This is a genomic window from Streptomyces sp. NPDC058198, assembly GCF_042882605.1.
GTDB lineage: Bacteria > Actinomycetota > Actinomycetes > Streptomycetales > Streptomycetaceae > Streptomyces.
Map to the genome: position 1 here is coordinate 155,212 of NZ_JBHVVP010000012.1, position 23,015 is coordinate 178,226.

The 23,015-nt window shown below is 72.6% G+C and carries 25 protein-coding genes and 1 riboswitch; of the genes, 15 read left to right on the forward strand and 10 right to left on the reverse strand.

Going from position 1 to position 23,015, the window contains the following annotated elements:
- Positions 1–3 precede the first annotated feature (3 nt).
- The 4 genes from ACFVWW_RS29135 to ACFVWW_RS29150 form a co-directional block, all read right to left on the reverse strand.
- Positions 4–1,590, reverse strand: a complete 1,587-nt coding sequence (locus ACFVWW_RS29135; RefSeq protein WP_386877748.1) for a cobyric acid synthase — start codon at positions 1,588–1,590, stop codon at positions 4–6.
- Positions 1,587–2,567: a cobalamin biosynthesis protein gene (locus ACFVWW_RS29140; RefSeq protein WP_386877747.1), complete on the reverse strand. Its 981-nt coding sequence runs from the start codon at positions 2,565–2,567 to the stop codon at positions 1,587–1,589. The genes ACFVWW_RS29135 and ACFVWW_RS29140 overlap by 4 nt, the downstream gene beginning before the upstream one ends.
- Positions 2,568–2,599: 32 nt before the next feature.
- Positions 2,600–2,735, reverse strand: a riboswitch (cobalamin riboswitch).
- 176 nt (positions 2,736–2,911) lie between these two features.
- Entirely contained in the window at positions 2,912–3,139 is a 228-nt protein-coding gene (locus ACFVWW_RS29145; RefSeq protein ID WP_384191860.1) for a hypothetical protein, read from the reverse strand.
- A 39-nt stretch (positions 3,140–3,178) separates the two neighbouring features.
- On the reverse strand, positions 3,179–4,450 hold the full coding sequence (locus ACFVWW_RS29150) for an anion permease (RefSeq protein WP_384191863.1): 1,272 nt from the start codon (positions 4,448–4,450) through the stop codon (positions 3,179–3,181).
- A 168-nt stretch (positions 4,451–4,618) separates the two neighbouring features.
- Between ACFVWW_RS29150 and ACFVWW_RS29155 the strand changes: the two genes are divergently transcribed.
- From ACFVWW_RS29155 to ACFVWW_RS29185, 7 genes are all read left to right on the forward strand, one after another.
- On the forward strand, positions 4,619–5,281 hold the full coding sequence (locus ACFVWW_RS29155) for a class II aldolase/adducin family protein (protein WP_384191866.1): 663 nt from the start codon (positions 4,619–4,621) through the stop codon (positions 5,279–5,281).
- Between the two features lie 117 nt (positions 5,282–5,398).
- The gene (locus ACFVWW_RS29160; protein ID WP_384191869.1) at positions 5,399–6,526 is read left to right on the forward strand and encodes an alpha/beta hydrolase; all 1,128 of its coding nucleotides are present in this window, start codon (positions 5,399–5,401) and stop codon (positions 6,524–6,526) included.
- A gap of 227 nt (positions 6,527–6,753) precedes the next feature.
- The gene (locus tag ACFVWW_RS29165; RefSeq protein WP_386877746.1) at positions 6,754–8,133 is read left to right on the forward strand and encodes a hypothetical protein; all 1,380 of its coding nucleotides are present in this window, start codon (positions 6,754–6,756) and stop codon (positions 8,131–8,133) included.
- Positions 8,134–8,381: 248 nt separating this feature from the next.
- Positions 8,382–9,167, forward strand: a complete 786-nt coding sequence (locus tag ACFVWW_RS29170; RefSeq protein ID WP_384191875.1) for a hypothetical protein — start codon at positions 8,382–8,384, stop codon at positions 9,165–9,167.
- 97 nt (positions 9,168–9,264) lie between these two features.
- Entirely contained in the window at positions 9,265–10,863 is a 1,599-nt protein-coding gene (locus ACFVWW_RS29175; protein ID WP_384191878.1) for an ABC-F family ATP-binding cassette domain-containing protein, read from the forward strand.
- Between the two features lie 388 nt (positions 10,864–11,251).
- On the forward strand, positions 11,252–11,473 hold the full coding sequence (locus ACFVWW_RS29180) for a helix-turn-helix domain-containing protein (protein WP_030753304.1): 222 nt from the start codon (positions 11,252–11,254) through the stop codon (positions 11,471–11,473).
- 128 nt (positions 11,474–11,601) lie between these two features.
- Positions 11,602–12,393 (forward strand): enoyl-CoA hydratase/isomerase family protein, encoded by a 792-nt coding sequence (locus ACFVWW_RS29185; protein WP_384337460.1) that lies wholly within the window; start codon positions 11,602–11,604, stop codon positions 12,391–12,393.
- Between the two features lie 12 nt (positions 12,394–12,405).
- On the opposite strand, the gene ACFVWW_RS29190 is transcribed toward ACFVWW_RS29185, so the two are convergent.
- A complete protein-coding gene (locus tag ACFVWW_RS29190) occupies positions 12,406–13,107 on the reverse strand; it encodes a hypothetical protein (protein WP_384191884.1) in 702 nt (233 codons plus the stop codon).
- Between the two features lie 94 nt (positions 13,108–13,201).
- On the opposite strand from ACFVWW_RS29190, the gene ACFVWW_RS29195 reads away from it, so the two are divergent.
- From ACFVWW_RS29195 to amaP, 5 genes are read left to right on the forward strand one after another with little or no spacing between them, the layout of a single operon-like run.
- The gene (locus tag ACFVWW_RS29195; RefSeq protein WP_384191887.1) at positions 13,202–13,693 is read left to right on the forward strand and encodes an Asp23/Gls24 family envelope stress response protein; all 492 of its coding nucleotides are present in this window, start codon (positions 13,202–13,204) and stop codon (positions 13,691–13,693) included.
- A gap of 43 nt (positions 13,694–13,736) precedes the next feature.
- Positions 13,737–13,928, forward strand: coding sequence for a hypothetical protein (locus ACFVWW_RS29200; RefSeq protein ID WP_384191888.1), 192 nt, complete (start codon positions 13,737–13,739; stop codon positions 13,926–13,928).
- A gap of 6 nt (positions 13,929–13,934) precedes the next feature.
- A complete protein-coding gene (locus ACFVWW_RS29205; RefSeq protein ID WP_384191891.1) occupies positions 13,935–14,282 on the forward strand; it encodes an Asp23/Gls24 family envelope stress response protein in 348 nt (115 codons plus the stop codon).
- On the forward strand, positions 14,279–14,953 hold the full coding sequence (locus tag ACFVWW_RS29210; RefSeq protein WP_384191894.1) for a DUF6286 domain-containing protein: 675 nt from the start codon (positions 14,279–14,281) through the stop codon (positions 14,951–14,953). The genes ACFVWW_RS29205 and ACFVWW_RS29210 overlap by 4 nt, the downstream gene beginning before the upstream one ends.
- 4 nt (positions 14,954–14,957) lie before the next feature.
- Positions 14,958–15,536, forward strand: a complete 579-nt coding sequence (gene amaP / locus ACFVWW_RS29215) for an alkaline shock response membrane anchor protein AmaP (protein ID WP_384191896.1) — start codon at positions 14,958–14,960, stop codon at positions 15,534–15,536.
- Between the two features lie 42 nt (positions 15,537–15,578).
- On the opposite strand, the gene ACFVWW_RS29220 is transcribed toward amaP, so the two are convergent.
- From ACFVWW_RS29220 to ACFVWW_RS29240, 5 genes are all read right to left on the reverse strand, one after another.
- A complete protein-coding gene (locus ACFVWW_RS29220; protein WP_384191899.1) occupies positions 15,579–16,334 on the reverse strand; it encodes an SDR family oxidoreductase in 756 nt (251 codons plus the stop codon).
- A 5-nt stretch (positions 16,335–16,339) separates the two neighbouring features.
- Positions 16,340–18,124 carry a glycoside hydrolase family 15 protein gene (locus ACFVWW_RS29225; RefSeq protein WP_384191901.1) on the reverse strand — a complete coding sequence of 595 codons (1,785 nt, stop codon included), beginning with the start codon at positions 18,122–18,124 and terminating at the stop codon, positions 16,340–16,342.
- 55 nt (positions 18,125–18,179) lie between these two features.
- The gene (locus ACFVWW_RS29230) at positions 18,180–18,980 is read right to left on the reverse strand and encodes an SURF1 family protein (RefSeq protein ID WP_386877745.1); all 801 of its coding nucleotides are present in this window, start codon (positions 18,978–18,980) and stop codon (positions 18,180–18,182) included.
- An 83-nt stretch (positions 18,981–19,063) separates the two neighbouring features.
- The gene (locus ACFVWW_RS29235) at positions 19,064–19,297 is read right to left on the reverse strand and encodes a hypothetical protein (protein WP_384191907.1); all 234 of its coding nucleotides are present in this window, start codon (positions 19,295–19,297) and stop codon (positions 19,064–19,066) included.
- Between the two features lie 63 nt (positions 19,298–19,360).
- Complete coding sequence (locus ACFVWW_RS29240) at positions 19,361–20,407, reverse strand: DEDDh family exonuclease (RefSeq protein WP_386877744.1); 1,047 nt, start codon at positions 20,405–20,407, stop codon at positions 19,361–19,363.
- 195 nt (positions 20,408–20,602) lie between these two features.
- Between ACFVWW_RS29240 and ACFVWW_RS29245 the strand changes: the two genes are divergently transcribed.
- The 3 genes from ACFVWW_RS29245 (at position 20,603) to ACFVWW_RS29255 (ending at position 22,998) form a co-directional block, all read left to right on the forward strand.
- Complete coding sequence (locus ACFVWW_RS29245) at positions 20,603–21,313, forward strand: VIT family protein (RefSeq protein ID WP_384191913.1); 711 nt, start codon at positions 20,603–20,605, stop codon at positions 21,311–21,313.
- A gap of 111 nt (positions 21,314–21,424) precedes the next feature.
- Entirely contained in the window at positions 21,425–22,315 is an 891-nt protein-coding gene (locus ACFVWW_RS29250; RefSeq protein WP_384191917.1) for a sterol desaturase family protein, read from the forward strand.
- Complete coding sequence (locus ACFVWW_RS29255; RefSeq protein ID WP_386877743.1) at positions 22,312–22,998, forward strand: lysoplasmalogenase; 687 nt, start codon at positions 22,312–22,314, stop codon at positions 22,996–22,998. The genes ACFVWW_RS29250 and ACFVWW_RS29255 overlap by 4 nt, the downstream gene beginning before the upstream one ends.
- Positions 22,999–23,015 lie beyond the last annotated feature (17 nt).

Sequence of the window (23,015 nt, forward strand, 5' to 3'; positions counted from 1 at the left end):
TGGTCATGGCGCCCCCGGCGGGATGAAGGGCAGCCCGGCGGGCGCTCCCTCCTCGATCAGCCGCATCAGCGCGTCCGTGTCCGCGTGCTCCTCGACGAGGTCGCCGAGCAGGTCGAGCTGTTCCTCGCGCAGTGCGCCGAAGCTCGTGCCGGGCGCGGGCACGAAGCGCCGGCCCGCCGCCCGCGCCACCTCCGTCAGGAAGCGCCGCCGGAACGCGTCGCTCTCCAGCGCCCCGTGCCAGTGCGTGCCCTGCACGGCCCCCACCCGGCAGCCGTCGAGCGCCCGTCCCTGCTCGTCGGAAACAAATGCCTCGCCGCCCCGCACCTCGGCGACGCCGTGATGGATCTCGTACCCCTCGACGGGTTCGCCGAGGGCCACCCCGACCGGCCTGGCCAGGGTTTTGTGCCGGTCGAACCTGACCCGTACGGGCAGCAGTCCCAGACCGGCCACCGCGCCCGCCCGCGACTCCACCTCGTCGTCGATGTGCTCGCCCAGGATCTGGTAACCGCCGCAGATGCCCAGCACGGGACGCCCCTCGGCGGCCCGCCGGACGATCGCGTCGGCGAGCCCGCGCTCCCGCAGCCACGCCAGCGCCTTCACCGTGCCGCGCGTGCCCGGCACCACCACCAGATCGGCGTCGGCCAGCTCCTCGGCCCGGTCCACGAACCGCACGACGACACCCGGCTCGGCGGCCAGCGCGTCCACATCGGTGAAGTTGGACATCAGCGGTACGGCGCAGACCGCCACCCGCAGCACGTCCTCGCCGTGCGGGGGAGCGGTCAGCGACTCGCGCACGGCGCCGCGCAGGGAGACCCGCAGCCCGTCCTCCTCGTCGATGCCCAGACCGTGCCGCCACGGCAGCACCCCCAGCGTGGCCCGCCCGGTCAGCCCGCGGAGCATCTCGAGACCCGGCTCCAGCAGCGACACGTCGCCCCGGAACTTGTTGACGAGATAGCCCGCGATCAGCGCCTGGTCCTCGGGGCTCAGCAGCGCGGTCGTCCCGAAGAACGAGGCGAAGACCCCGCCGCGGTCGATGTCCCCGACCACCACCACCGGCAGCCGTGCGGCCCGCGCGATGCCCATGTTCACGATGTCGGTACGCCGCAGATTGATCTCGGCGGGGCTGCCCGCCCCCTCGCAGATCACGGCGTCGTAGCTGCCCCGCAGCTCTTCCAGGCACTCCAGGACGGTCCCGAGCAGGGCTGCCCGCCCGCCGCCGTACAGGGCTCCTCCGGGGGACGACGGTCCGCCGGGCTCTCCGAAGAATCCCTTGGCGCTCAGCTCGCCCACCGGCCGCCCCAGCAGCACCACTTGGCTGCTGAGGTCGCTGCCCGGCTTCAGCAGGACGGGATTCATCAGCGCGGACGGCTCGACCCGGGCCGCCTGGGCCTGCATCGCCTGCGCCCGCCCGATCTCCGCGCCCTCGCGCGTCACGAACGAGTTCAGGGACATGTTCTGCCCCTTGAAGGGCGCGACCTTCACCCCCCGGCGTACGAGCCACCGGCAGATGCCCGCGGTGACGACGCTCTTCCCCGCGTCCGAGGTCGTTCCGGCTATCAGCAGCCCACCGCCGCGCCCGCCCCGACTCATCCGCGTCCCTTTCCCGAAGCTGTCCGCCGTAGGGCGCCGCAGCCGAACCGGCCGGCCACACAGGCCGCCAGGGCGAGCTCGCTCACCCGGCGCGACAGGCGCACGGCCCGCTCGATGTCCGCGACCTCGACGGGCCGCCCCTCGCCGTTCAGCACGGGCCGGTGCTCGACGCGTCCGCCGTACGTGAGCGTCCCGCCGAGCCGTACGCCCAGCGCGCCGGCGAACGACGCCTCCACCGGGCCCGCGTTGGGGCTCGGATGGTGGCGGGCGTCGTCGCGCAGCGCCCGCACGGCCCCCCGGGGATCGCCGCCGGCCAGCACGGCCAGCGCGGCGGTCAGCCGGGCGCCGGGCCAGCCGGCCACATCGTCGAGACGGGCCGAGGCCCAGCCGAACCGGCGGTACACGGCGGACTTGTGACCCACCATCGCGTCCAGGGTGTTCACGGCACGAAAGCCCACGAGCCCCGGCACCCCCGCGACCGCTCCCCACACCAGCGCGCCCACGACGGCGTCGGAGGTGTTCTCGGCGACGGACTCCACGACGGCCCGGGCGATCTGCTGTCCGTCCAGGGCCTGCGGGTCACGTCCGCACAGATGCGGCAGCCGCTCCCTGGCCCGTTCGATGTCCCCGGCGGCGAGCGCGCCGCCGATGGCCCGCGCCTCCCGCCCCAGCGAGGTGCCACCGACAACGGCCCAGGTGGCGGCGGCGGTCAGGGCCACAGAGGCGGCGCGACGGTCCCGTACGCCCCGGGCGGCGAGCGCCGCGGCGCCGACGGCGCCACCGGCGCACACCACGGTGTGCAGCGCGCCCCATCCGCGGTGGTCACGCCGGAGCGTCCGCTCGACGGCCCCCGCGGTCCTGCCGAACACGGCGACCGGGTGGCCCCGTCGGGGATCGCCGAACAGCCGGTCGCACAGGAGGCCGGCGGTGGCGCCGTACGCGAAGACCCGCTCGGCGGCTGAACCGCGGCCAGGCATGGCGAAATGTCCTCACTCAGGGTCCGCGCCCCGGCTCGACGAAATGCGGCGGCGAGAGTTCCTGGCTCCTGGGGACGAGATTCCCAGTGACAGTGGCGGGACCGCGCCGGATTCGCACCGGCTTCCTCTTCTGCCTCCGTATATGGCCCCGGCAGTCCACCACGCTGCGCAAACACCCGTCAACTCATCTCTGACCTGCGACGGGACAGAGTGCCCAGCCCCACACGGCGCGTGTTCCCCACGGGCCACAAGGAACCGGCCCCGGCGCACACGAAGTGCGCCGGGGCCGGCCGGGGTCGAACTGCCGTAGTCGAACGGTGTCGTAGTCGAACTGTGCTCAGGGGTCAGGCGACGATCAGGTAGATGCCGTACGCCACGGCCGCCGCGCACAGCGCGAAGCAGGCGTAGGCGCCGGTGCGGGCCAGTGCCACCGAGCCGTTGGCGCCCTGAGTGGCGGCGGACTCCTGCTTGGCGAGGCCCACGATGCCCAGGGTGAACAGGCCCACGAGTCCGATCGTGGCCACGAGGCTGACGCCGAAGACGGAGCCGAGGGCTGCCCAGTCGATGTTCATGCGGTCCTTTTCCTTGCGGTCTGGTCGGCGGGGGAGCCGTTACACCGTGGCGGTTCGCGCCGGCTCGCCGGCGGGGCCCGTGGGGGCCGGGATGGTGGTCGAGAGGTCCTGCGCGGCCGCGGCGGCGGCCGTGGGCGGCGGGGTGACGGCCGCGATGGCGGTGGTCACCACACCCGCGGGCTCGGTGTCCGTGGCGGGGCCGGCCTCGCCGCCGGTCTCGTTGACGTTCGTGTGGTCGACCGGCCGGCGGCGCGAGGCGAGCCAGATCACACCGGACAGCACGACGAGCAGGACGGCGACGACCGTGACGCCCCAGGCGCCCTGGCCGGTCAGGAACTCGGCGCCGGCGGCGACCAGGCCCGCGGCGGGCAGCGTCAGGCCCCAGGCGACGAACATCCGGGTGGCGGTGGACCAGCGGACCACCCCGCCCTTGCGGCCCAGGCCCGCGCCCATCACGGCGCCGGAGCAGGACTGCGTCGTGGAGAGGGAGAAGCCCAGGTGGGAGGAGGCCAGGATGACGGTCGCGGCGCTGGTCTGGGCGGCGAAGCCCTGCTGCGGCCTGAGGTCGGTGAGGCCGGTGCCCATGGTGCGGATGATGCGCCAGCCGCCGAGGTACGTGCCGAGCGCGATGGCCACACCGGCGGAGACGATGACCCACAGCGGGGGGTTGGAGCCCGGCGCGAGGACGCCGCCGGTCACCAGCGCGAGGGTGATGACACCCATGGTCTTCTGCGCGTCGTTGGTGCCGTGGGCGAGGGAGACGAGACCCGCGGAGGCGATCTGGCCCGCCCGGTAGCCCTTGGCGGTGGCCTTCTCGTCCGTGCGGCGGCCGATCCGGTACGTCAGCCGGGTGGCGAGCAGGGCCGCGAGGCCGGCGACGAGGGGGGCGGCGAGCGCGGGGATCAGGACCTTGGTGACGACGACGCCGCCGTTGACCCCGGAGGCGCCGACGGACATCAGGGTGGCGCCGATCAGGCCGCCGAAGAGTGCGTGGGAGGAGCTCGACGGGAGGCCGAGCAGCCAGGTGAACAGATTCCACAGGATGGCGCCGACGAGCGCCGCGAAGATCACTTCTGGCTGGATGCCCTGTTCGTTGATGAGTCCGCCGGAGATCGTCTTGGCGACCTCGACGGACAGGAACGCGCCGACGAGATTCAGCACGGCGGACATGGCCACCGCGATCTTGGGTTTCAGGGCGCCGGTCGAGATGGTCGTCGCCATCGCGTTGGCGGTGTCGTGGAAACCGTTCGTGAAATCGAACACGAGCGCCGTCACGATGACAATCGCGAGCAGCAGGGTGAGGTTTTCCATTGACCCAGGCAATCGTTCGACGTCGGTGGCCTCGGTGAACGTAAGGAGTCAGGGTGAACGGAAGATGAACTAGGCAGGTCTTTGCGGTGACCCCATGTGAGGACATTCCGCGCGGCGCGCGCCGGGAGCGGTGACGGCCCTGCACGGGCCGCCTGAGAAGATCGCCCCATGACCGGTCAGCAGCGGCAGCAAGCGATCGAACAGGCCTGGCAGGACCTGGTGGCCACGGCCCGCAGGACGGCGGCGGAGGGGCTGGTCGTCGGCACCTCGGGCAATGTCTCGGTACGGATCGGCGGACTCGTCCTGGTCACGCCGAGCGGGGTGCCGTACGAACAGCTGGCCGCGGAGGACCCCGTTGCGGTCGGTCTCGACGGCCGGCAGCTCCTCGGCGATCTCACCCCGACCAGCGAACTGCCGCTGCACCTCGCGGTCTACCGGAACACCCCCGCGGCCGCCGTGGTCCACACCCACGCGGTGCACGCGACCGCCGTCTCCACCCTCGTCCCCGAACTGCCGCTGATCCACTACATGGCGGCGGCCCTCGGCGGCGCCGTCCGAGTCGCCCCGTACGCGCTGTACGGCTCGGACGCACTGGCCGCCGGCATGCTCCAGGCGTTGCGCGGGCGCACGGCCTGCCTGCTCCAGAACCACGGCACCGTCAGCTACGGCGACTCCCTCGCCCAGGCCTACGACCGCACCGCCCAGCTGGAATGGATGTGCCGTCTCTGGCTCACGGCCGGCTCCCTGCCGGGCCACACCCCGACGCTCCTGTCCGAGGCCCAGGTGCGCGAGGCCGGGGAGAAGCTGAAGGGCTACGGCCAGTCGGGCTGAGCCGGGCTGAGCTCGCCCGCGCGGCCGAGCCGGTGAGCCGGGCCGAGCCGGGGTCCGCCGTCCCCTGACGGACCCCGCCCACTGGCTTTACGGCGCGTGCATGACGACACTGAGACCGTGCGCCCGGCTACAGCGACGGCAGCGGCCGTCACCACACTGCTCGGGGTCGGCGCGGCTGCGGTCGCGGCCGGCCGGTACGCCAGCGATGTCGCTCTCAAGGCATCGCCGGGGCGGCCCCTGCCCAGCGACCCCCGCCTCACCGTGCACGCCACGGCCGCCGGACAGGTCACCCTGACCCGCTGCCTCGCCGCCCTGCGCCCCGGTACGTACGGGCTCGAAGGGCCGGGCGTCCACGCGGTCGTCGGACCCGTCCTGGAGGGGGTGGCGCACGCCCCCGACACCGTTGTCCGCCGGCTGGAACGCGTCAGCCACGGCAGTCTCGTCGTCGGCCACCGCGTCCGTCTCACCCCGCAGGTGTACAGCGGCGACCCCGGCACCGCCCTCGGTCTCGACTACAAGGACGTGGAGATCCCCGGCGAACTCGGATCCCTGCCCGCCTGGTTCGTGCCGGGACAGCGGGAGACCTGGGTGATCACCGTGCACGGCCTGGGTGCCACCCGCGAGCACCCCATGAACATCATGGGATTCCTGGCGGAGCACCAGTTCCCGGTGCTCGATCTCGCGTACCGCGGCGACCCCGGCGCCCCCCGCTCCCCGGACGGTCTCGGTCATCTCGGTGACTCCGAGTGGCGCGACCTCGACGCGGCGATCCGCTACGCCATCCGTTTCGGCGCCGAGCGGGTCGTCCTGCACGGCTGGTCCACCGGCGCCTCGATGGCCCTGCACGCCGCCGCCAAGTCCGCGCTGAGCGGTCGGATCGCCGGGCTGGTGCTCGACTCCCCGGTGCTGGACTGGGAGGCCACCCTGCGGGCGCTGGCCACCGCGCGCCGCACCCCCGCGCCGCTTCTGCCGCTCGCGGTCAGGGCGGCCCAGGGCAGGACCGGACTGCACGGGGACCGGCTGCTCCGGGCCGCCGACCCCGACCACATGCGTGCCCCGGCGCTGATCTTCCACGGCCCCGGCGACACCCTCGCGTCCTGGGAACGCTCCCGTGAACTCGCGGCCCGCGGCCCCGGGCTGATCAGCCTCCACATCGTGCCGCAGGCTCCGCATGCCGCGATGTGGAACGCGGATCCGGCCGGATACGAGGAGACGCTCCGCCGCTTCCTCACACCCCTCGGTTAGCGGCTGCCCCACGGCCCGCGCCGGGGCTGCCAGAAGGCCGTTGTCGCAGGCAGAACCGGTCGGCGCGGGTCCGGTCAGCCAGCCGCCCCCGCGTCGTCCAACGGGCCTCCACCGTCCCTTCCGTCCCCTTGCGGAGCCCCCCTCGCGGCGGCCTCCTCGGTCGTTCCGGTACCGACAGAACAGATTCCGTTTGGGCTTTCGGGCGGTCACCGGGAAGACTGCCTCTCGTGACGTCCCGAAAGCCTGATGAGCAATTGGGCAACTCCAGACTCCGACTCGTCCGCCCGCGGCCGTTGGCCACGGCCCGACGGGCAGTGACCGACGGCCGCAGCCGGCCGGCCCCCAGGCCGCCCGAGGGCACTCCGCCCACCGCGGAGCTGGCCCGCCAGGCGAGGGCGGTCCTCGCCGATGCCGTACGGATCGCCCGCTGGGCGGCCGTCGACCGCGACCCCGGTGCGGGGCCGCTGGCCGAGCCCGCCCAGAAACGGGCCGCCGCGGCGCTGGAGTTGACACCGGAACAGGTGCGCGCGGGCTGGGACCGGGCCAGGCTGGCCGGACTCGTCGAGCTGCACGGCGGCACCGTGCGTCCCGGCTGGCGGCTCCAGGCCTGGGACCGCGACGACAGCGCCGTCCAGCGCGGCTGGGTCGCCCTCTTCGACGCCTGGTCGCTCGTCCACCCGGCACCCGCCGATGTCGCTCCTGCCACGGTCGCCGAGGTCGTCGAGGCCGTCCCCCAGGTGCTCTCCCTCCTCCAGCTCTCGGCCGGGCCCGTGCTCGTCCCCGCGCTGCTCGACCTGCTGCGCCAGCGCGTCGCCGAACTCCACGAGGAGCGCTGCGAGGTCCCGTACGGGCCGGAGGGCGCCGAAGAGCCCCCCGCGGCCGACGTCCCCCTTCCTCCGCTCCTCGACTGGGCCCTGGAGGGCCTGGCTGCCGTCGGCGCGCTGACCCTGGGAGAGGGCCAGGCGACCCTCACCCCGCTCGGCAACTGGGCGGTGTGGGTCAAGCTGGAGCAGATCTGCGTCGCCGCCCAGAGCCCGGCGGGCAATATCGAGCAGTCCGCCCAGGACATGCTGCGCGGCTGCGCCCGGCTCACCCCGGGACCGGCCCGCGCCGAATACCGCGCCTGGCTCGCCGCCCGCACCGTCGGCAGCGCCGTCACCGAACTCCTGGCCGTCGCCCGCGGTGAGGACGCGCTCCTGCGCGGGCTCGCCTTCGAGGCGCTGCGTGTCGTCGGCGCTCCGGCCGAGGCGGGGGTACGGGCGGCGGCCGACGACACCTCGCTGCGCCCCTACGCCCTGCTCTGGCTGGCGGAGTACGAGGGCGCCGACCCCGACGACGCCGCCGAGGTCCTCACCCGTGAGGAGTCGACCTGGCTCTGGGTCGACACCGCGGCGGCCGTCGCCGACCACGGCGAGAGCGAACTGCTGGTCCGCCACCTGGACTCCGCCGTGCAGGGCAATGTGCCCGCCCTGCTCGACGAGGTCAGGGCCGTCGACCACCCCAGGACCGTCCAGGTCCTGGTCGCCCTGGCCGCCGCCCACCCGGATCCCGCCCTCGCCAAGGCCGTGCGCCGGGCCGCGTTCCAGGTGCACACCGGCGGATCCTGACCGCACACCGGGGCAGGGGCCCGGCCCGCCGGCCGGTGCCCGGCCGACGGGCTCAGATGCTGATCACCCCTTCACGGGCTGGACTGTGACGTGGATCTCAGTCTCGCACCGGCCACTGACAGCCGGGCAAGGCCGAACGGGGGATGTGCCCGGTCGCGGCCGCCGTGTCGTACCAGGTGCCGGTCCCGGCCGCGCCGCCCGTCGCTACGCTCGCGCCTGATCCGGGCCAGGGGAACCGAAGGGGAACAGTGACCGCTCTGCCGACCACCACCCTGCCGGCCACGGCGACGGGCGGCGGCGCCCGCAGCGGCAGCCGGCTCGCCCTCGCGCTCGTCTCGGCCGTACTGGCCGTCCCCCTGGTGACCGCCGCCCACCAGTCCCGGCACGCCCCCTTCGGCGACCAGCTCACCGTGCACGCCGCCGTGTCCGCCACCGCGCCGGGCGCCCCCGACCCCGTACTGCGCTCCGCGGGCCCCCGCGTCGAGGCACGCGACCCGCGCTCCGGCGCGCTGCGCTGGGTCCATGAAAGGACCGGCCACCGCCCGCTCTCCCTGGCGGCCGCGCCCGGCCATGCCTTCGCCCTCTGGAGCGACGGTCTGGTCACCGACACGGAACGCACCACGGGCGACGCCGTCCGCTGGCACCGCGCCCTCCCCGGCCTCGCCGACTGGCTGGCCGCCGGCCCCGGCCGCGCCGCCGGGGTGCTCCAGCCCCTCGGCCCCCGGGGCCGGATGCTCGCCGTCGTCACTCCGCGGCGCATCGCCGCCTACCGCGTCCCCGACGGGGATCTGCGCTGGGTGCTGCCCGCCGCCGGCGGCTGCGCCTTCGAACCCCGCCGCTCCGTCCGCACGGGCGGCGCCCTGCTCGTCGCCCAGCCCTGCGGCGGGCGGGGCGCCTGGACATCCGGAGTGATCGCCGTCGACGGCCTCGGCCGGATCGTCCCCGGCCGCACCCCGCTCGGCAACGAACTCCCGGAGGACCGCCCGAAGAGCCAGGGGCACCGGCCAGAGAAAGCAGTGACCCGGCCCGGCTAGAATGGGCCGTATGGCATTTCTCCTTGTGCATTAGCCGGCGTCGAAGAATCCCTCCGCCTGCCCTCTTCCGCCGTCCATACCGCCCTGGAGTCTTTCCGTGATCACCGCAACCGGCGTCGAGCTGCGCGCCGGCGCCCGCATCCTCATCGAGTCCGCTTCGTTCCGTATCGCCAAGGGCGACCGCATCGGTCTCGTCGGCCGCAACGGAGCCGGCAAGACCACCCTCACCAAGTGCCTCGCGGGTGAGGGCCTGCCCGCCGCCGGCACCATCACCCGCTCCGGGGAGGTCGGCTATCTGCCGCAGGACCCGCGCACCGGCGACCTCGACGTCCTCGCACGCGACCGCATCCTCTCCGCCCGTGACCTCGACTCCGTACTGAAGAAGATGCGGGAGAACGAGCACCGGATGGCGAACGGCCAGGGCGCCACCCGCGAGAAGGCGATGAAGAAGTACGAGCGCCTGGAGACGGAGTTCCTCACCAAGGGCGGGTACGCCGCCGAGGCCGAGGCCGCCACCATCGCCGCCGCGCTCGGCCTGCCCGACCGGGTGCTCGGCCAGCCCCTCCATACGCTCTCCGGCGGTCAGCGCCGCCGCGTCGAGCTGGCCCGCATCCTCTTCTCCGACGCCGACACCCTGCTTCTCGACGAGCCCACGAACCACCTCGACGCGGACTCGATCGTCTGGCTGCGCGACTACCTCAAGACGTACCGCGGCGGCTTCATCGTGATCTCCCACGATGTCGAGCTGGTCGAGACCGTCGTCAACAAGGTCTTCTACCTGGACGCCAACCGCTCGCACATCGACGTCTACAACATGGGCTGGAAGCTCTACCAGCAGCAGCGCGAGTCGGACGAGAAGCGCCGCAAGCGCGAGCGCGCCAACGCGGAGAAGAAGGCCGCGACCCTGAACTCGCAGGCCGACAAGATGCGCGCCAAGGCCACCAAGACCGTCGCCGCGCAGAACATGGCCCGCCGCGCCGAGCGGCTGCTGTCCGGTCTGGAGCAGGTACGTCAGCACGACAAGGTCGCCAAGCTGCGCTTCCCCGAGCCGGCCCCCTGCGGCAAGACCCCGCTGACGGCCGAGGGCCTGTCGAAGTCGTACGGCTCCCTGGAGATCTTCACCGATGTGGATCTCGCCATCGACAAGGGCTCCAGGGTCGTCATCCTCGGCCTCAACGGCGCGGGCAAGACCACGCTGCTGCGGCTGCTGGCCGGGGTCGAGAAGCCGGACACCGGACAGGTGACCCCCGGGCACGGCCTCAAGCTCGGCTACTACGCCCAGGAGCACGAGACCCTGGACCCGGAGCGCTCCGTCCTGGAGAACATGCGCTCCTCGGCCCCCGACCTCGATCTCGTCGAGGTCCGTAAGACGCTCGGCTCCTTCCTCTTCTCCGGGGACGATGTCGACAAGCCGGCCGGGGTGCTCTCCGGCGGCGAGAAGACCCGGCTGGCGCTGGCCACCCTGGTCGTCTCCGCCGCCAATGTGCTGCTGCTCGACGAGCCGACGAACAACCTGGACCCGGCCAGCCGCGAGGAGATCCTCGGCGCCCTGCGTACGTACAAGGGCGCGGTCATCCTCGTCACCCACGACGAGGGCGCGGTCCACGCGCTGGAACCGGAGCGGATCATTCTGCTGCCCGACGGGGTCGAGGACCTCTGGGGCGCGGACTACGCGGATCTGGTGGCGCTCGCCTGACAGCCCGCCGGCCTGCCGGTGCCATGATCGGCATGGTGATCCACGCGCGTGATCCATTCCCGTGATCCACTCCGTATGGATCATTCGGCTCAGCAGTGATCCTTCATCTGAGTGAGTGCGTCTCATACCCCGGCGCGCCGCGCGACGGGCCGGTCCTTCCCGGAGATGATCTTCGGCCGCCACCCCCGGCACGCCGCTGACCTGGCATTTCAGCCGGGACTGCGGCCGGGGGCGGCGGCCTCCACGTCTGGAATACGCAATTCCGGTCGTGTCCGGACGCCTACGTCCGGCAAAGCTGGTCGTACAGACCTTGCCGAATGGGTGGCCAGGAGGCTCGCGAGGGGTGATCATGAGAAGTCCAGAGCGCACTTCCCATGAGGAGGCACGGGTGGCCGAGACTCTGAAGAAGGGCAGCCGGGTAACCGGCGCCGCGCGTGACAAGCTCGCGGCAGACCTGAAGAAGAAGTACGACAACGGTGCGAGCATCCGTGCGCTGGCCGAAGAGACCGGCCGTTCCTACGGATTCGTTCACCGGATGCTCAGCGAGTCCGGAGTCACGCTGCGGGGACGCGGCGGAGCGACGCGAGGCAAGAAGGCCGCTTCGGCCTGACGACCGAGCATGGCTCCTCCTGGCCACCGGTTCGGATGGTGGCCACCCGGTCGATCACACGATCGCCCAGGTGGTTACTGTGCAGTCACTTGGCTCGATGCCCTGACTGCCCGAACCGGAGGCGCCCCATGACTTCGCTCGAACCAGTACTCGACAAGGATGGCGTACGGCTCACCGTCGAGGACGCGGTCGCCACGGTAAGTCTGACCAATCCGGCCAAGCGCAACGTCCAGTCTCCCGCTCTGTGGCGGGCGTTGACAGACGCCGGAAGGTCCCTGCCGGGCGACGTGCGGGTCGTGGTGCTGCGCGCGGAGGGCACGTCCTTCTCCGCGGGGCTCGACCGGCAGGCGTTCACCCCCGAAGGCTTCGACGGCGAGCCGTCCTTCATGGACCTCGCACGAGGTTCCGACACGGAGCTCGACGCGGCCATCGCCGAGTACCAGGAAGGCTTCGTCTGGCTGCGCCGCAACGACATCGTGTCGATCGCGGCCGTCCAGGGGCATGCGATCGGCGCCGGCTTCCAGCTCGCCCTGGCGTGCGATCTGAGGATCGTCGCCTCGGACGTGCAGTTCGCCATGCGCGAGACGAGCCTCGGCCTGGTCCCCGACCTCACCGGCACCCATCCGCTGGTGGGGCTCGTCGGCTACGCCCGCGCGCTGGAGATCTGCGCCACGGGCCGCTTCGTCCAGGCCGAGGAGGCGGAGCGCACCGGACTCGCCAACCTTGTGGTGCCCGGCGAAGAACTCGACGCCGCGGTACGGGACTTGGCGGGTGCGCTGCTGGCCGCGCCGCGTGACGCCGTGATCGAGACCAAGGCGCTTCTGCAGGGCGCCGCGGGCCGCTCCTTCGAGGCGCAGCGCACGGCCGAACGCGCGTCCCAGGCCCGCCGGCTGCGCGACCTCGCGGGTCTCGCCGACTGATACGTACGCGTCCTAAGGCGTGTCCGGCGCCGCCTCCATCGCCGAGACCAGTACGGCCACCGAAGGAGCCCCCGGCAGCGCTGCCGTGACCGCCGCCCGCACCGCCCGTGCCACATCCAGCGGGCGGTGACCCGCCGCCGTCGCCAGTTCGACCCGGACATGTCCCGGCGTCAGGACCACTCCGGGGCCCAGGGCCCGCGTCAGATGTGCCACACCGGGGACGGCGGCCACCACCTGCGCGGGCCCGCTGTCCGGGAGAGCGAGCGGTACCTCCACCGGCCCAGCGGGCGCCGGTGATTCTCCCGTCAGGTCCAGCAGCGCCGTCACCCGCAGATCGGTCTGTGTCACCAACAGCCCCAGCCGGTCCACCGCACAGCCGGACAGCGCCTCGCGCAGCCGGTCGGCCAGGGGGAGCAGTGGCTCGCCGGCCGCCGCCGCGAACTCCCCGTCGATACGCAGCGGTCCGGGCGGCAGCGCGCTCGGCGGGGGCGGCACGGCGGGCTCCCCGGGCGCGTCCGGCTCCGCCAGGGAGAGCCGCACCGTACCGAGCGCGACACCCGGCACCCGCGCCGCGGCCCGCCGCAGCGCCCCCACGGCTGCCTGCTCGGACAGCCAGGCCCCGTCCGCCGCTTCGCCGAGCGGCAGCAGCCTGCCCAGGCCCAGCCGTTGCCGTACCGCGGCCGTCCATCCGTCGGTGCTGTGCTCAGTCGTCATCGTGCCAGCCTGCCGCATCCACGGCGCGGGACCGGGCAAGCGCACCTAATGTGTGCAAAAGAGGTCACCACCGCCCGGAAAGGGATGAATGGCGATGTCCGACACCGCACCCCGCAATCAGTCCGTGTCTTCCGGCAGAGAGCTCTCGGGCGACGAGGCGCGCAAACCGTCCGTCACCAGGCGCGGCGGCGGCCCGCCCGCTTCCCGCGGCCGCACCACCATCGCCGACGGTGTGGTGGAGAAGATCGCCGGCCTCGCGGCCCGCGACGTGCTCGGCGTGCACGCCATGGGCAGCGGCATGTCCCGCACCTTCGGCGCCGTACGCGACCGTGTCCCCGGCAGCTCCCGATCCGTCAGCCAGGGCGTCAAGGCCGAGGTGGGCGAGGTGCAGACGGCGCTCGATCTGGAGCTGGTCGTCGACTACGGCGTCTCCATCACCGCTGTCGCCGCCGCCGTACGGGAGAACGTCATCTCCGCGGTCGAGCGGATGACGGGCCTTGAGGTGGTCGAGGTCAACATCGCGGTCAGCGATGTGAAGCTGCCCGACGAGGACGACGACGAAGGGCCGGAGACGCGGCTCCAGTAGCGGTGGCCGTAACCGGAAGAGGAGCGGAAGAGGAGAGAGCGCGATGAGCATGGCGGTGCTTGGCCTGTTGGCCGGTATGGCGCTCGGATTCGCCGGGTATTTCGGCGGCTTCGGAGCCTTTGTGCTGGTGGCCGCGTTGGGAGTGGTGGGTTTTGTGGCGGGGAGGTTCCTCGACGGCGATCTGGATCCCGGCGAGTTCTTCCGCAGTCGCGAACGCTACGACCGGCGGCGGTGACCCGGCGTGGCCGGTGACCGGGTGGCGGCCGCCGAGCGCGGGGAGATCACGATCGCGGACCGGGTCGTCGCGAAGATCGCCGCGCGGGCGGCGCGGGAAGCGCTCGGCGGCGTACCGGAGGGCGGTGCCGCACCGCATGCCACCGTCACGGTGCACCACGGCAGCGCGCACGTCCGGGTCGGTGTCGAGCTGGACTATCCCACCGACATCGGTGCGCGGTGCGGCGCGGTGCGTCAGCAGGTCGCCCACCGGGTACACGCGTTGGCGGGCATGGAGGTGCCCGAAGTGGTGGTGCAGGTCGAACGGCTGCACTCCGTCCATTCGCGCGGTGTGGCACAGGGGAGAATCCGATGAGTGAACCCGTGGCCGGGGGAGCCGGGCAGGAGACGGGCGGCGCGCCGGGCGGCGTACTCGGAATGGACCAGGCGTCGTCCGCGACGCGGTACGAGCCCAAGCCGGCGCCGAAGGACGACAGGGGCGGCAGAACCGGACGCTTCTGGTCCGCGCGCCGGATCCCCGCGGCCCTGGCCGCCCTGGTCGTGCTCGGCGCGGCAGGACTGCTGCTCTACGACATCGCGGCGGTACGGGCCGGCCATCCCGCCATGTCCTGGCGCCGCCGGCTCGCGGGCCAGCTGGCCGCTCAGCCGCTCGACGAGATCTGGGTGCTGGTGGCCGCGGCCGTCGCGATGGCTCTCGGACTGTGGCTGATCCTGCTCGCCCTCACCCCGGGGCTGCGCGCGCTGCTGACGATGCGGCGGGACTTCACGGGGGTACGGGCCGGGCTGGACCGGGACGCCGCCTCGCTGGCGCTGCGCGACCGGGCCATGGAGGTCTCCGGGGTGCAGTCCGCGCGGGTACGGGTGAAGCGCTCCAAGGTGAAGGTGCGTGCCCAGTCCCACTTCCGTGAACTCGACGACGTACGGGCCGACCTGGACAACGCGCTGGGCGCCGGTATCGGCGAACTGGGCCTCGCCAGGCCGCCCGCCCTGACGGTGCAGGTCCGCAGGCCCACGAAGAAGGGATGACGGGATGGTCCGGGTGGTCAACCGTGTGCTGCTGGCCCTGATCGGCCTGGTGCTGCTCTGCGCGGGCGGCGTGGCGCTCGCCCAGGGGCTGGGGTGGCCGGTGCCGTCCTGGTGGCCGTACGGCGGGCCGCACGATGTGCTGCTCAGCCGCGCGAACCGGCTCCGCTGGCGCAACGAGGGCTGGTGGTGGCCGGCCGTCATCGCGGTCCTCGCGGTCGTGGTCGTGCTGGCCCTGTGGTGGCTGCTGTCCCAACTGCGCCGCGCCCGGCTGGCGGAGGTGCTGGTCGACAGCGGCGACGGCGAGGGCGCGCTGCTGCGCGGCCGCGCGCTCGAAGGCGTGCTGGAGAGCGAGGCGGAGTCCATGGACGGAGTGGCCGGCGCACGGGTCAGGCTGACGGGCCGCCGCAGCGAGCCCGCCGCGCGCGTCCGCCTGCTGCTGGAACCGCACGTCGCCCCGGGTGAGGCGCTGAGCCGTCTCTCGGGCGAGGCGCTGACCCATGCCCGTGACTCGGCGGGACTGGCGGCGCTGCCGGCGGAGGTCCGCCTCCGCGCGGCGAAGCACCGCGCGGAACGGGTGAGCTGAGGCCGGGCGCCCGGGAGCCCGCCGAGATCCGCCGGGCACGCCCTAAAAGCCGTGCAGGGCGCCGCCGTCCACCGGGAGCATCAGGCCCGTCAGATAGGACGCCGCCGGGGAGAGCAGGAACGCCGCCGTGTTGCCGAACTCCTCCGGGGTGCCGTAGCGGCGCAGCGGGATACGGGACTCGTGCGTCGCCCGCGCCGCCTCCGCGTCGCCCGACAGCCCGTCGAGTTCGCGGACGCGGTCCGTGTCGATACGGGCCGGCAGCAGGCCGAGCACCCGGATCCCGCGCGGGCCGAGCTCGTTGGCGAGGGACTTCGCGAAGCCGGCCAGGCCGGGCCGCAGACCGTTGGAGATGGTCAGGCCCGGGATCGGTTCGCGCACCGAGCCGGAGAGGACGAAGCCGATGACACCGCCCTCGCCCAGCTCCGCCGCCGCCTCGCGGGCCAGCCGTACCGCCCCCAGGAAGACCGACTCGAACGCCGTCTGCCACTGCTCGTCCGTGTTGTCCGCGGCGAACCCGGGCGCGGGCCCGCCGACGCTGATCAGGACGCCGTCGAAGCGGCCGAACCGCTCCCGGGCCGCGGCGATCAGCCGCCGTGCGACAGCCGGATCGGCGTTGTCCGCGGCCAGCCCGTACGCGCCGGGCCCGATCGCCTCGGCGGCCTCGGCGACGCTCTTCTCGTCGCGCCCGGAGATGACCACCTTCGCGCCGTCGGCCGCGAGTGCCCGCGCAGCGGCGTTACCCAGCCCGCGCGAGGCGCCCGTGACGACATAGACGCGGTCCTTCAGTCCCAGATCCATGGGCCCTATCCTGCCGTGCCGATCCCGGCCAGGGTCAGCGCGGTCACCACCAGTCCGATATGACTGAAGGCCTGGGGGTAGTTGCCGAGCTGCCGTCCGGCCACCGGGTCGTACTCCTCCGCCAGCAGCCCGACGTCGTTGCGCAGCGAGAGCAGCCGCTCGAAGAGCTCCTCGGCCTCCTCCGTACGCCCCGTCATATGGAGCGCGTCGGCCATCCAGAACGAGCAGACCAGGAAGGTCCCCTCGCCGCCCGGCAGGCCGTCCAGCTCGGGGCCCTGCGCGGTGTAGCGGCGTACGAGGCCCTCGTGTCCCAGCTCCGTCCGTACCGCGTCGACCGTGCCGATGACCCGCGGATCGTCCGGCGGCAGAAAGCCGACCCGGGGGATGAGGAGCGTCGCCGCGTCCAGCTCCGAGGAGCCGTACGACTGCGTGAAGGTGTTCCGCACCGGGTCGTAGCCCTTCTCGCACACCTCCCGGTGCACCTCGTCCCGCATGTTCCGCCACCGCCTCGCGTCACCGCTGAGCGACGGATCGGCCTCCAGCGTCCGTACGGCCCGGTCCGCGGCGACCCACGCCATCACCTTGGAGTGCACGAAGTGCCGGCGTGGGCCCCGTACCTCCCACAGCCCCTCGTCCGGTTCGCGCCACTTCGACTCCAGGAAGCCCAGCAGGCTGAGCTCCAGATTCCAGGCGTGCGGCGTCGCGGCGATACCCGCGGTGCGGGCCACATGGAGCGAGTCGATGACCTCTCCGTACACATCGAGCTGGAGCTGATCGACCGCGCTGTTGCCGGCCCGGACCGGGGTGGAGTCCGCGTAGCCGCTCAGCCACGGAAGCTCGGTCTCCGGCAGCCGGCGCTCGCCGGCGAGTCCGTACATGATCTGCAGATCGGCCGGGTCACCGGCGACCGCGCGGAGCAGCCAGTCGCGCCAGGCCGCCGCCTCGTCCTGATAGCCGACCGACAGCAGCGCCCCCAGCACCAGCGTGGAATCGCGCAGCCAGCAGTAGCGGTAGTCCCAGTTGCGTACGCCGCCCAGATCCTCCGGCAGGGAGGTGGTGGGGGCGGCGACGATCCCGCCGGTCGGGCCGTAGGTGAGCGCCTTGAGTGTGATGAGGGAGCGCATGACGGCGGCGCGGTGCGGGCCTTTGTACTGGCAGTGCTCGGCCCAGCTCTCCCAGTCCTCGAGGCTGTGCCGCAGCGACTCGTACGGATCGACCAGCGGCGGGCGCGGCTCGTGGGAGGGATGCCAGGTGAGGACGAACGCCACCTTCTCCCCCTCACCGACGGTGAACGAGGAGCGCGTGCTGAAATGCTGGCCCCAGGTCTTGACCTCGGGCTCGCTGCGCAGCCAGACGGAGTCGGGGCCCGCGACCGCCACCCGGTGGCCGTCCGAGCGCCGCACCCAGGGCACGATCGAGCCGAAGTCGAAGCGCAGCCGCAACGTGGCACTCATGTCCACCGAGCCGCTGACGCCCTCCACGATCCGCACGATGTCGGGCGCCACATCGCGCTGCGGCATGAAGTCGGTGATCTTGACGGTGCCGGTCCGGGTCTCCCACACGGACTCCAGCACCAGCGAGTCACCCAGATAGCCGCGCCGGGTGCAGTTGCCGGCCCCCGTCGGGGCGATCTGCCAGTGACCGTTGTCCTCGTCGCCGAGCAGCGCGGCGAAGCAGGGCGCCGAGTCGAAGCGAGGAAGGCACAGCCAGTCGATGGAGCCGTTCATGCCGACCAGGGCGGCGGTCTGCAGATCGCCGATAAGTGCGTAGTCCTCGATGCGTTGGGTCACGCCAGCCCTTGTTCCCGCAGCACGGGGGCGTTAAGCAGCGGGTCAGGCGGTCACATCAGGCAGTCACGGGTTCGGGCGCGGACTCCGGCTCGGTGGCGCCGCGCTCCGCCGCCGCCTCGCGGTCGCGCTTCTCCCGGCGTACGAGAATGACCCAGCCGACGGGCACGGCGGCGACGAACAGCCACCACTGAACGGCGTACGCCATGTGCGGGCCGATCGAGCTGTCGTCGGGGTCCGGGATCTGCTCGGGGCTGTCACCGGCCGGTACCGGAGAGGTCTGCTCGACATAGCCGCCGAGGACGGTACGGCCCAGCTGCTTCTGCTGCTGCCCGCTGTTGATCAGCATGACCTGGCGGGACGGCAGACCCCGCAGGTCCCTGATGCCGCTGGACGCCGTGGTCTCGTCGGCCTTGAGACGGCCGGTGACGGTGACCTCGCCCGTGGGGGCGGGCGGGATGTCGGGGAAGGCCCGCTGGTCGCCGTCGGCGGGGATCCAGCCGCGGTTGACGATGAGAGCGCGGCCGTCGTTCAGGATGAGGGGGATCAGGACGTGATAGCCGACCTGGTCGTCGGCGGAGGTCCTGCGGCGTACGACGACCTCGTGCGCGGGGTCGAACCTGCCCGTGGCGGTGACCCTGCGCCAGTAGTCGGCGCGCGGGACGGTATGGCCGGGGGAGGTCAGCTCCGTGACCGGGACGGGCTTCGCCTTGAGGTTGTCCGAGATCAGGGAGTTCTGGGCGACCTTGTGTTCGTGCCGGTGAAGCTGCCAGAAACCCAGCTCGATCATCGCGGGGATGAGGGCGAGGGCAAGGAGGGTGAGGATCACCCACTGCCGGGACAACAGGAAGCGGTACACGCCTTCGACGGTACCCGGCCGGTGACGCCCGCCGGACGGCGGGTGTCCGGTGCCCCGGCGTCCTGGTCCCGGATCCGCCCCGTTCAGACCCGGTCGACAATGCCCGCCCGGCCGTCGGCGCGGGCGCAGTGGGCCCCGCAGAACCAGTGGCCCTCGGCCTCGACGCCCTGGCCGATGATCTGGACCCGGCAGTGTTCACAGATGGGCGCCATCCGGTGGATGGCGCAGGAGAAGCAGTCGAAGACATGCACCGCGCCCTGCGCGTGCACCTCGAAGGACATCCCATAGTCGTTTCCGCAGACCTCGCAACGTGCCATGCGCCACAGGGTGTGACGCCGGGCGCCGGTGCGCGAGCGGGCCGCTGGCGAGTCGCCCGCCAATCACCCGTCTGCCGGGAAGGGAGCGGACAACGGAAGGCACTCGGGCTCCGGCGCCGGCGCGGGGGCCGGGACGGAACCGCGCGCCGGCGCCACGTCCCGCAGCAGCTGGGTGAAGGCCGCCTCGTCGATGACGGGAGTGCCGTACGACGCGGCCTTGACCGTCTTGGACGTCGAGGCCCCCGGGTCGTTGGTCACCAGCAGGCTGGTCAGCCGGGACACACTCGTCGCGATGTGCAGCCCCGCCTCCACGGACCGGTCCTCCAGCAGCTCACGGTCGACGGAGGTGTCGCCCGAGAACGCCACCCGCATGCCCTGCGTGAGCGGCTCGCCCGGCGCGTACCGGCCGGGGTTCGGATACGGGCAGGCCGGCCGCTTGCGCGAGGGCCGCCAGCTCGTCGGCCGGTACGACGACTGGTAGCCGACCCGGGGCCGCGCCGGCGCGTCCGACCACTCGGTGAGCGGCAGGCATTCGAGCAGCGGCAGCCGGACCCCGTCCCGGGCCGCGGCGTGCAGACTCGGGCGGAATGCCTCTGCCAGCACCCGCGCGTCGTCGAGCGCGTGGTGCGCGCGCTGCTGTACGACTCCGAAGTGCGCGGCGAGCGACTCCAGTTTGTGGTTGGGCAGGGGCAGGCCCAGCTCCTTGGAGAGCGCGATGGTGCACAGCCGCTGCCGGGTGGGCGCGGTCCGCTCCGCGCGTGCGTACTCCCGGGCGATCATCGACCAGTCGAAGATGGCGTTGTGCGCGACGAGCACCCGGCCGTCGAGCCGCTCGGCCAGCTCGGCGGCGACCTCGGGGAAGAGCGGGGCGCCCGCCAGCACATCACTCGTCAGTCCGTGGATCCACACGGGGCCCGGATCCCGCTCCGGATTGACCAGCGTGTACCAGTGGTCCTCGACCTCGCCCCGGGCGTCCAGGCGATAGACGGCAGCGGACACTATCCGGTCGTCGCGGGCGAGTCCGGTGGTCTCCACGTCGACGACCGCGTACCCCTCGGGGTAGGCGGCCGGCCACGTCGCTGCAGTCGTCAGGTCGTCGAGCATGGTCACAGAGAATACGGGCCGCGACTGACAACGCCGTCGGCCGGTCGGTCCTGACGGGCCGTCGCCGGGGCGCGAGCGGTCGTACCGTCAGGGTCCGTACGGAGGAGGTGAACCATCGCCCCATTGACGGGGGAGCGTCCGTCGCTCCGTCCGGCGGTCCGTCCGCCGGGCGTGACGGTCCGTCCGTGAGACCCTCCCCGGATGACTGACACCACCCACGACGAGCCCCACGGCGACGCCCTCGGCACCCGCCTCAACTGGCTCCGCGCCGCGGTCCTCGGTGCCAACGACGGCATCGTCTCCACCGCGGGCATCGTGGTCGGTGTGGCCGGGGCGACGGACTCACGCGCCACGCTGATCACGGCGGGCCTCGCCGGTCTGCTGGCCGGTTCCATGTCGATGGCCGCGGGGGAGTACGTATCGGTGTCCACGCAGCGCGACTCGGAGAAGGCCGCCCTGGCCGTGGAGCGCCGCGAGCTGCGCGAACAGCCACAGGCCGAACTCGACGAGCTGACCGGGATGCTGGCGGAGCGTGGTCTGTCGCAGGACGTGGCCCGCGAGGCGGCCGAGCAGCTCACCCGGCGCGACGCTCTGCGCGCCCACGCGAGCGTGGAACTGGGCATCGACCCCGACTCCCTGACCAACCCCTGGCACGCGGCCGGCGCCAGCTTCCTCGCCTTCACGGTGGGCGCGCTGCTGCCGCTGCTGGCGATCGTGCTGCCCCCGGTGTCGTTGCGGCTGCTGATCACCGTCCTCTCGGTGCTGGCGGCCCTGGCGCTGACGGGCTGGTGGAGCGCCCGGCTGGGTGCGGCGCCGGTGGGCAGGGCCATACTGCGGAACATGGGCGGGGGAGCGCTGGCGATGGGCGTGACGTACGCGGCGGGGACGCTGCTGGGGGCGGCGGGGGTGTGACGGCGCCCGTGTTTTTGGGGGAAGTCACCAAAAGCCGCTGACAGTTCGTCTCGCATACTTGTCGGTAACAACATCTAGCCGCGCCCCCGCGGCCGCCTCTACGGTGCTCGCATGCCGCCGAACCTGCCCGATGTCGTGCTGTGGTCGATACCCGCTTTCGTGCTGCTCACCGTGGTCGAAATGGTGAGCTACCGGCTTCATCCCGACGAGGACGCGGAAGGCTACGCGGCCAAGGACGCCGCCACCAGCGTCTCCATGGGACTCGGCAGCCTGGTGTTCGACCTGCTGTGGAAGATCCCGATCCTCGCGGTCTACACCGCCGTCCACGAGCTGACGCCGCTCCGGGTGCCCGTCCTGTGGTGGACGATCCCGCTGATGCTGCTCGCGCAGGACTTCTTCTACTACTGGTCCCACCGAGGCCATCACGTCATCCGGATCCTCTGGGCCTGCCATGTGGTCCACCACTCCAGCCGCAAGTTCAATCTGACCACCGCGCTGCGCCAGCCGTGGACCTCGCTCACCGTCTGGCCGTTCTACGTCCCGCTCATCGCCTGCGGTGTCCATCCGGCGGCCCTCGCGTTCTGCTCGTCCGCGAACCTCGTCTACCAGTTCTGGGTACACACCGAGCGGATCGACAAGCTGCCGCGGCCCTTCGAGTACGTCCTGAACACCCCCTCTCACCACCGGGTGCACCACGCGTCCCAAGGCGGCTACCTGGACCGGAACTTCGGCGGGATCCTGATCGTCTGGGACCGGCTGTTCCGCTCCTTCGCGCCCGAGACGGAACGGCCGGTCTACGGCCTCACCAAGAACATCGGGACCTACAACCCGCTGCGGGTCGCCACCCATGAGTACGCCGCCATCGCCCGCGACCTCCGGGCGGCACACGGCTGGCGCGAGCGGGCGGGCCGCGTCCTGCGCGGGCCCGGCTGGCAGCCCGTACAGAACCGGACAGCCGCTGCCGCCGAGGCCGCGCCGCCCGCCGCCGAGTCCGCCGCATGAGCGCTCGCCCGGCCGCCGTACCCGCACCCCCGACGCGTGAGCGGCTCGCCCGGCTGCTGCTCGCCGCGTTCCTCCTCGTGGCGCTCTGCGAGCTCGTCTCCCTCGCCCTGGGCAGGGAGACGGGCCATCTTGTCGCCAAGCCGCTGCTGATGCCCCTGCTCGCCGCGTACACGGCCGTACGGGGCGGACCTCCGCTGCTGACCGGCGCGCTGCTGTTCGGCTGGGGCGGCGATGTCCTTCTCATGTTCGACGCCGACGGGGCGTTCCTCGCCGGGATGGGGTTCTTCGCCGCCGGGCACGTCTGCTATCTCGTGCTCTTCCGGCGGGGGCGTCCGCAGGGACTCCTCGGAGCGGTCTACGTACTCATCCTCGCCGTCACCGTCGCGCTGCTCTGGCCCGGCCTCCCCGCCGAACTGCGCGTCCCGGTGGCCGGCTACAGCCTGCTGCTCACCGCCATGGCCTGGCGGGCCGGCGGCCTCGGGCCGCTCGCGGGAGCCGGCGGCGCGCTCTTCCTGCTCTCCGACACCCTGATCGCGGCGGGCATCGCGGACTGGCCGAGGCCGCCCGCGCCGGACTTCTGGATCATGCTCAGCTATCTCGCGGCGCAGTCGCTGCTGGCCGCCGGATCACTCCGTCACGGATCCCGGGCGCGGGCGTACGGGGCGGGCCGCGCCACCGGTTGACCTGTGCCGTGCCGACA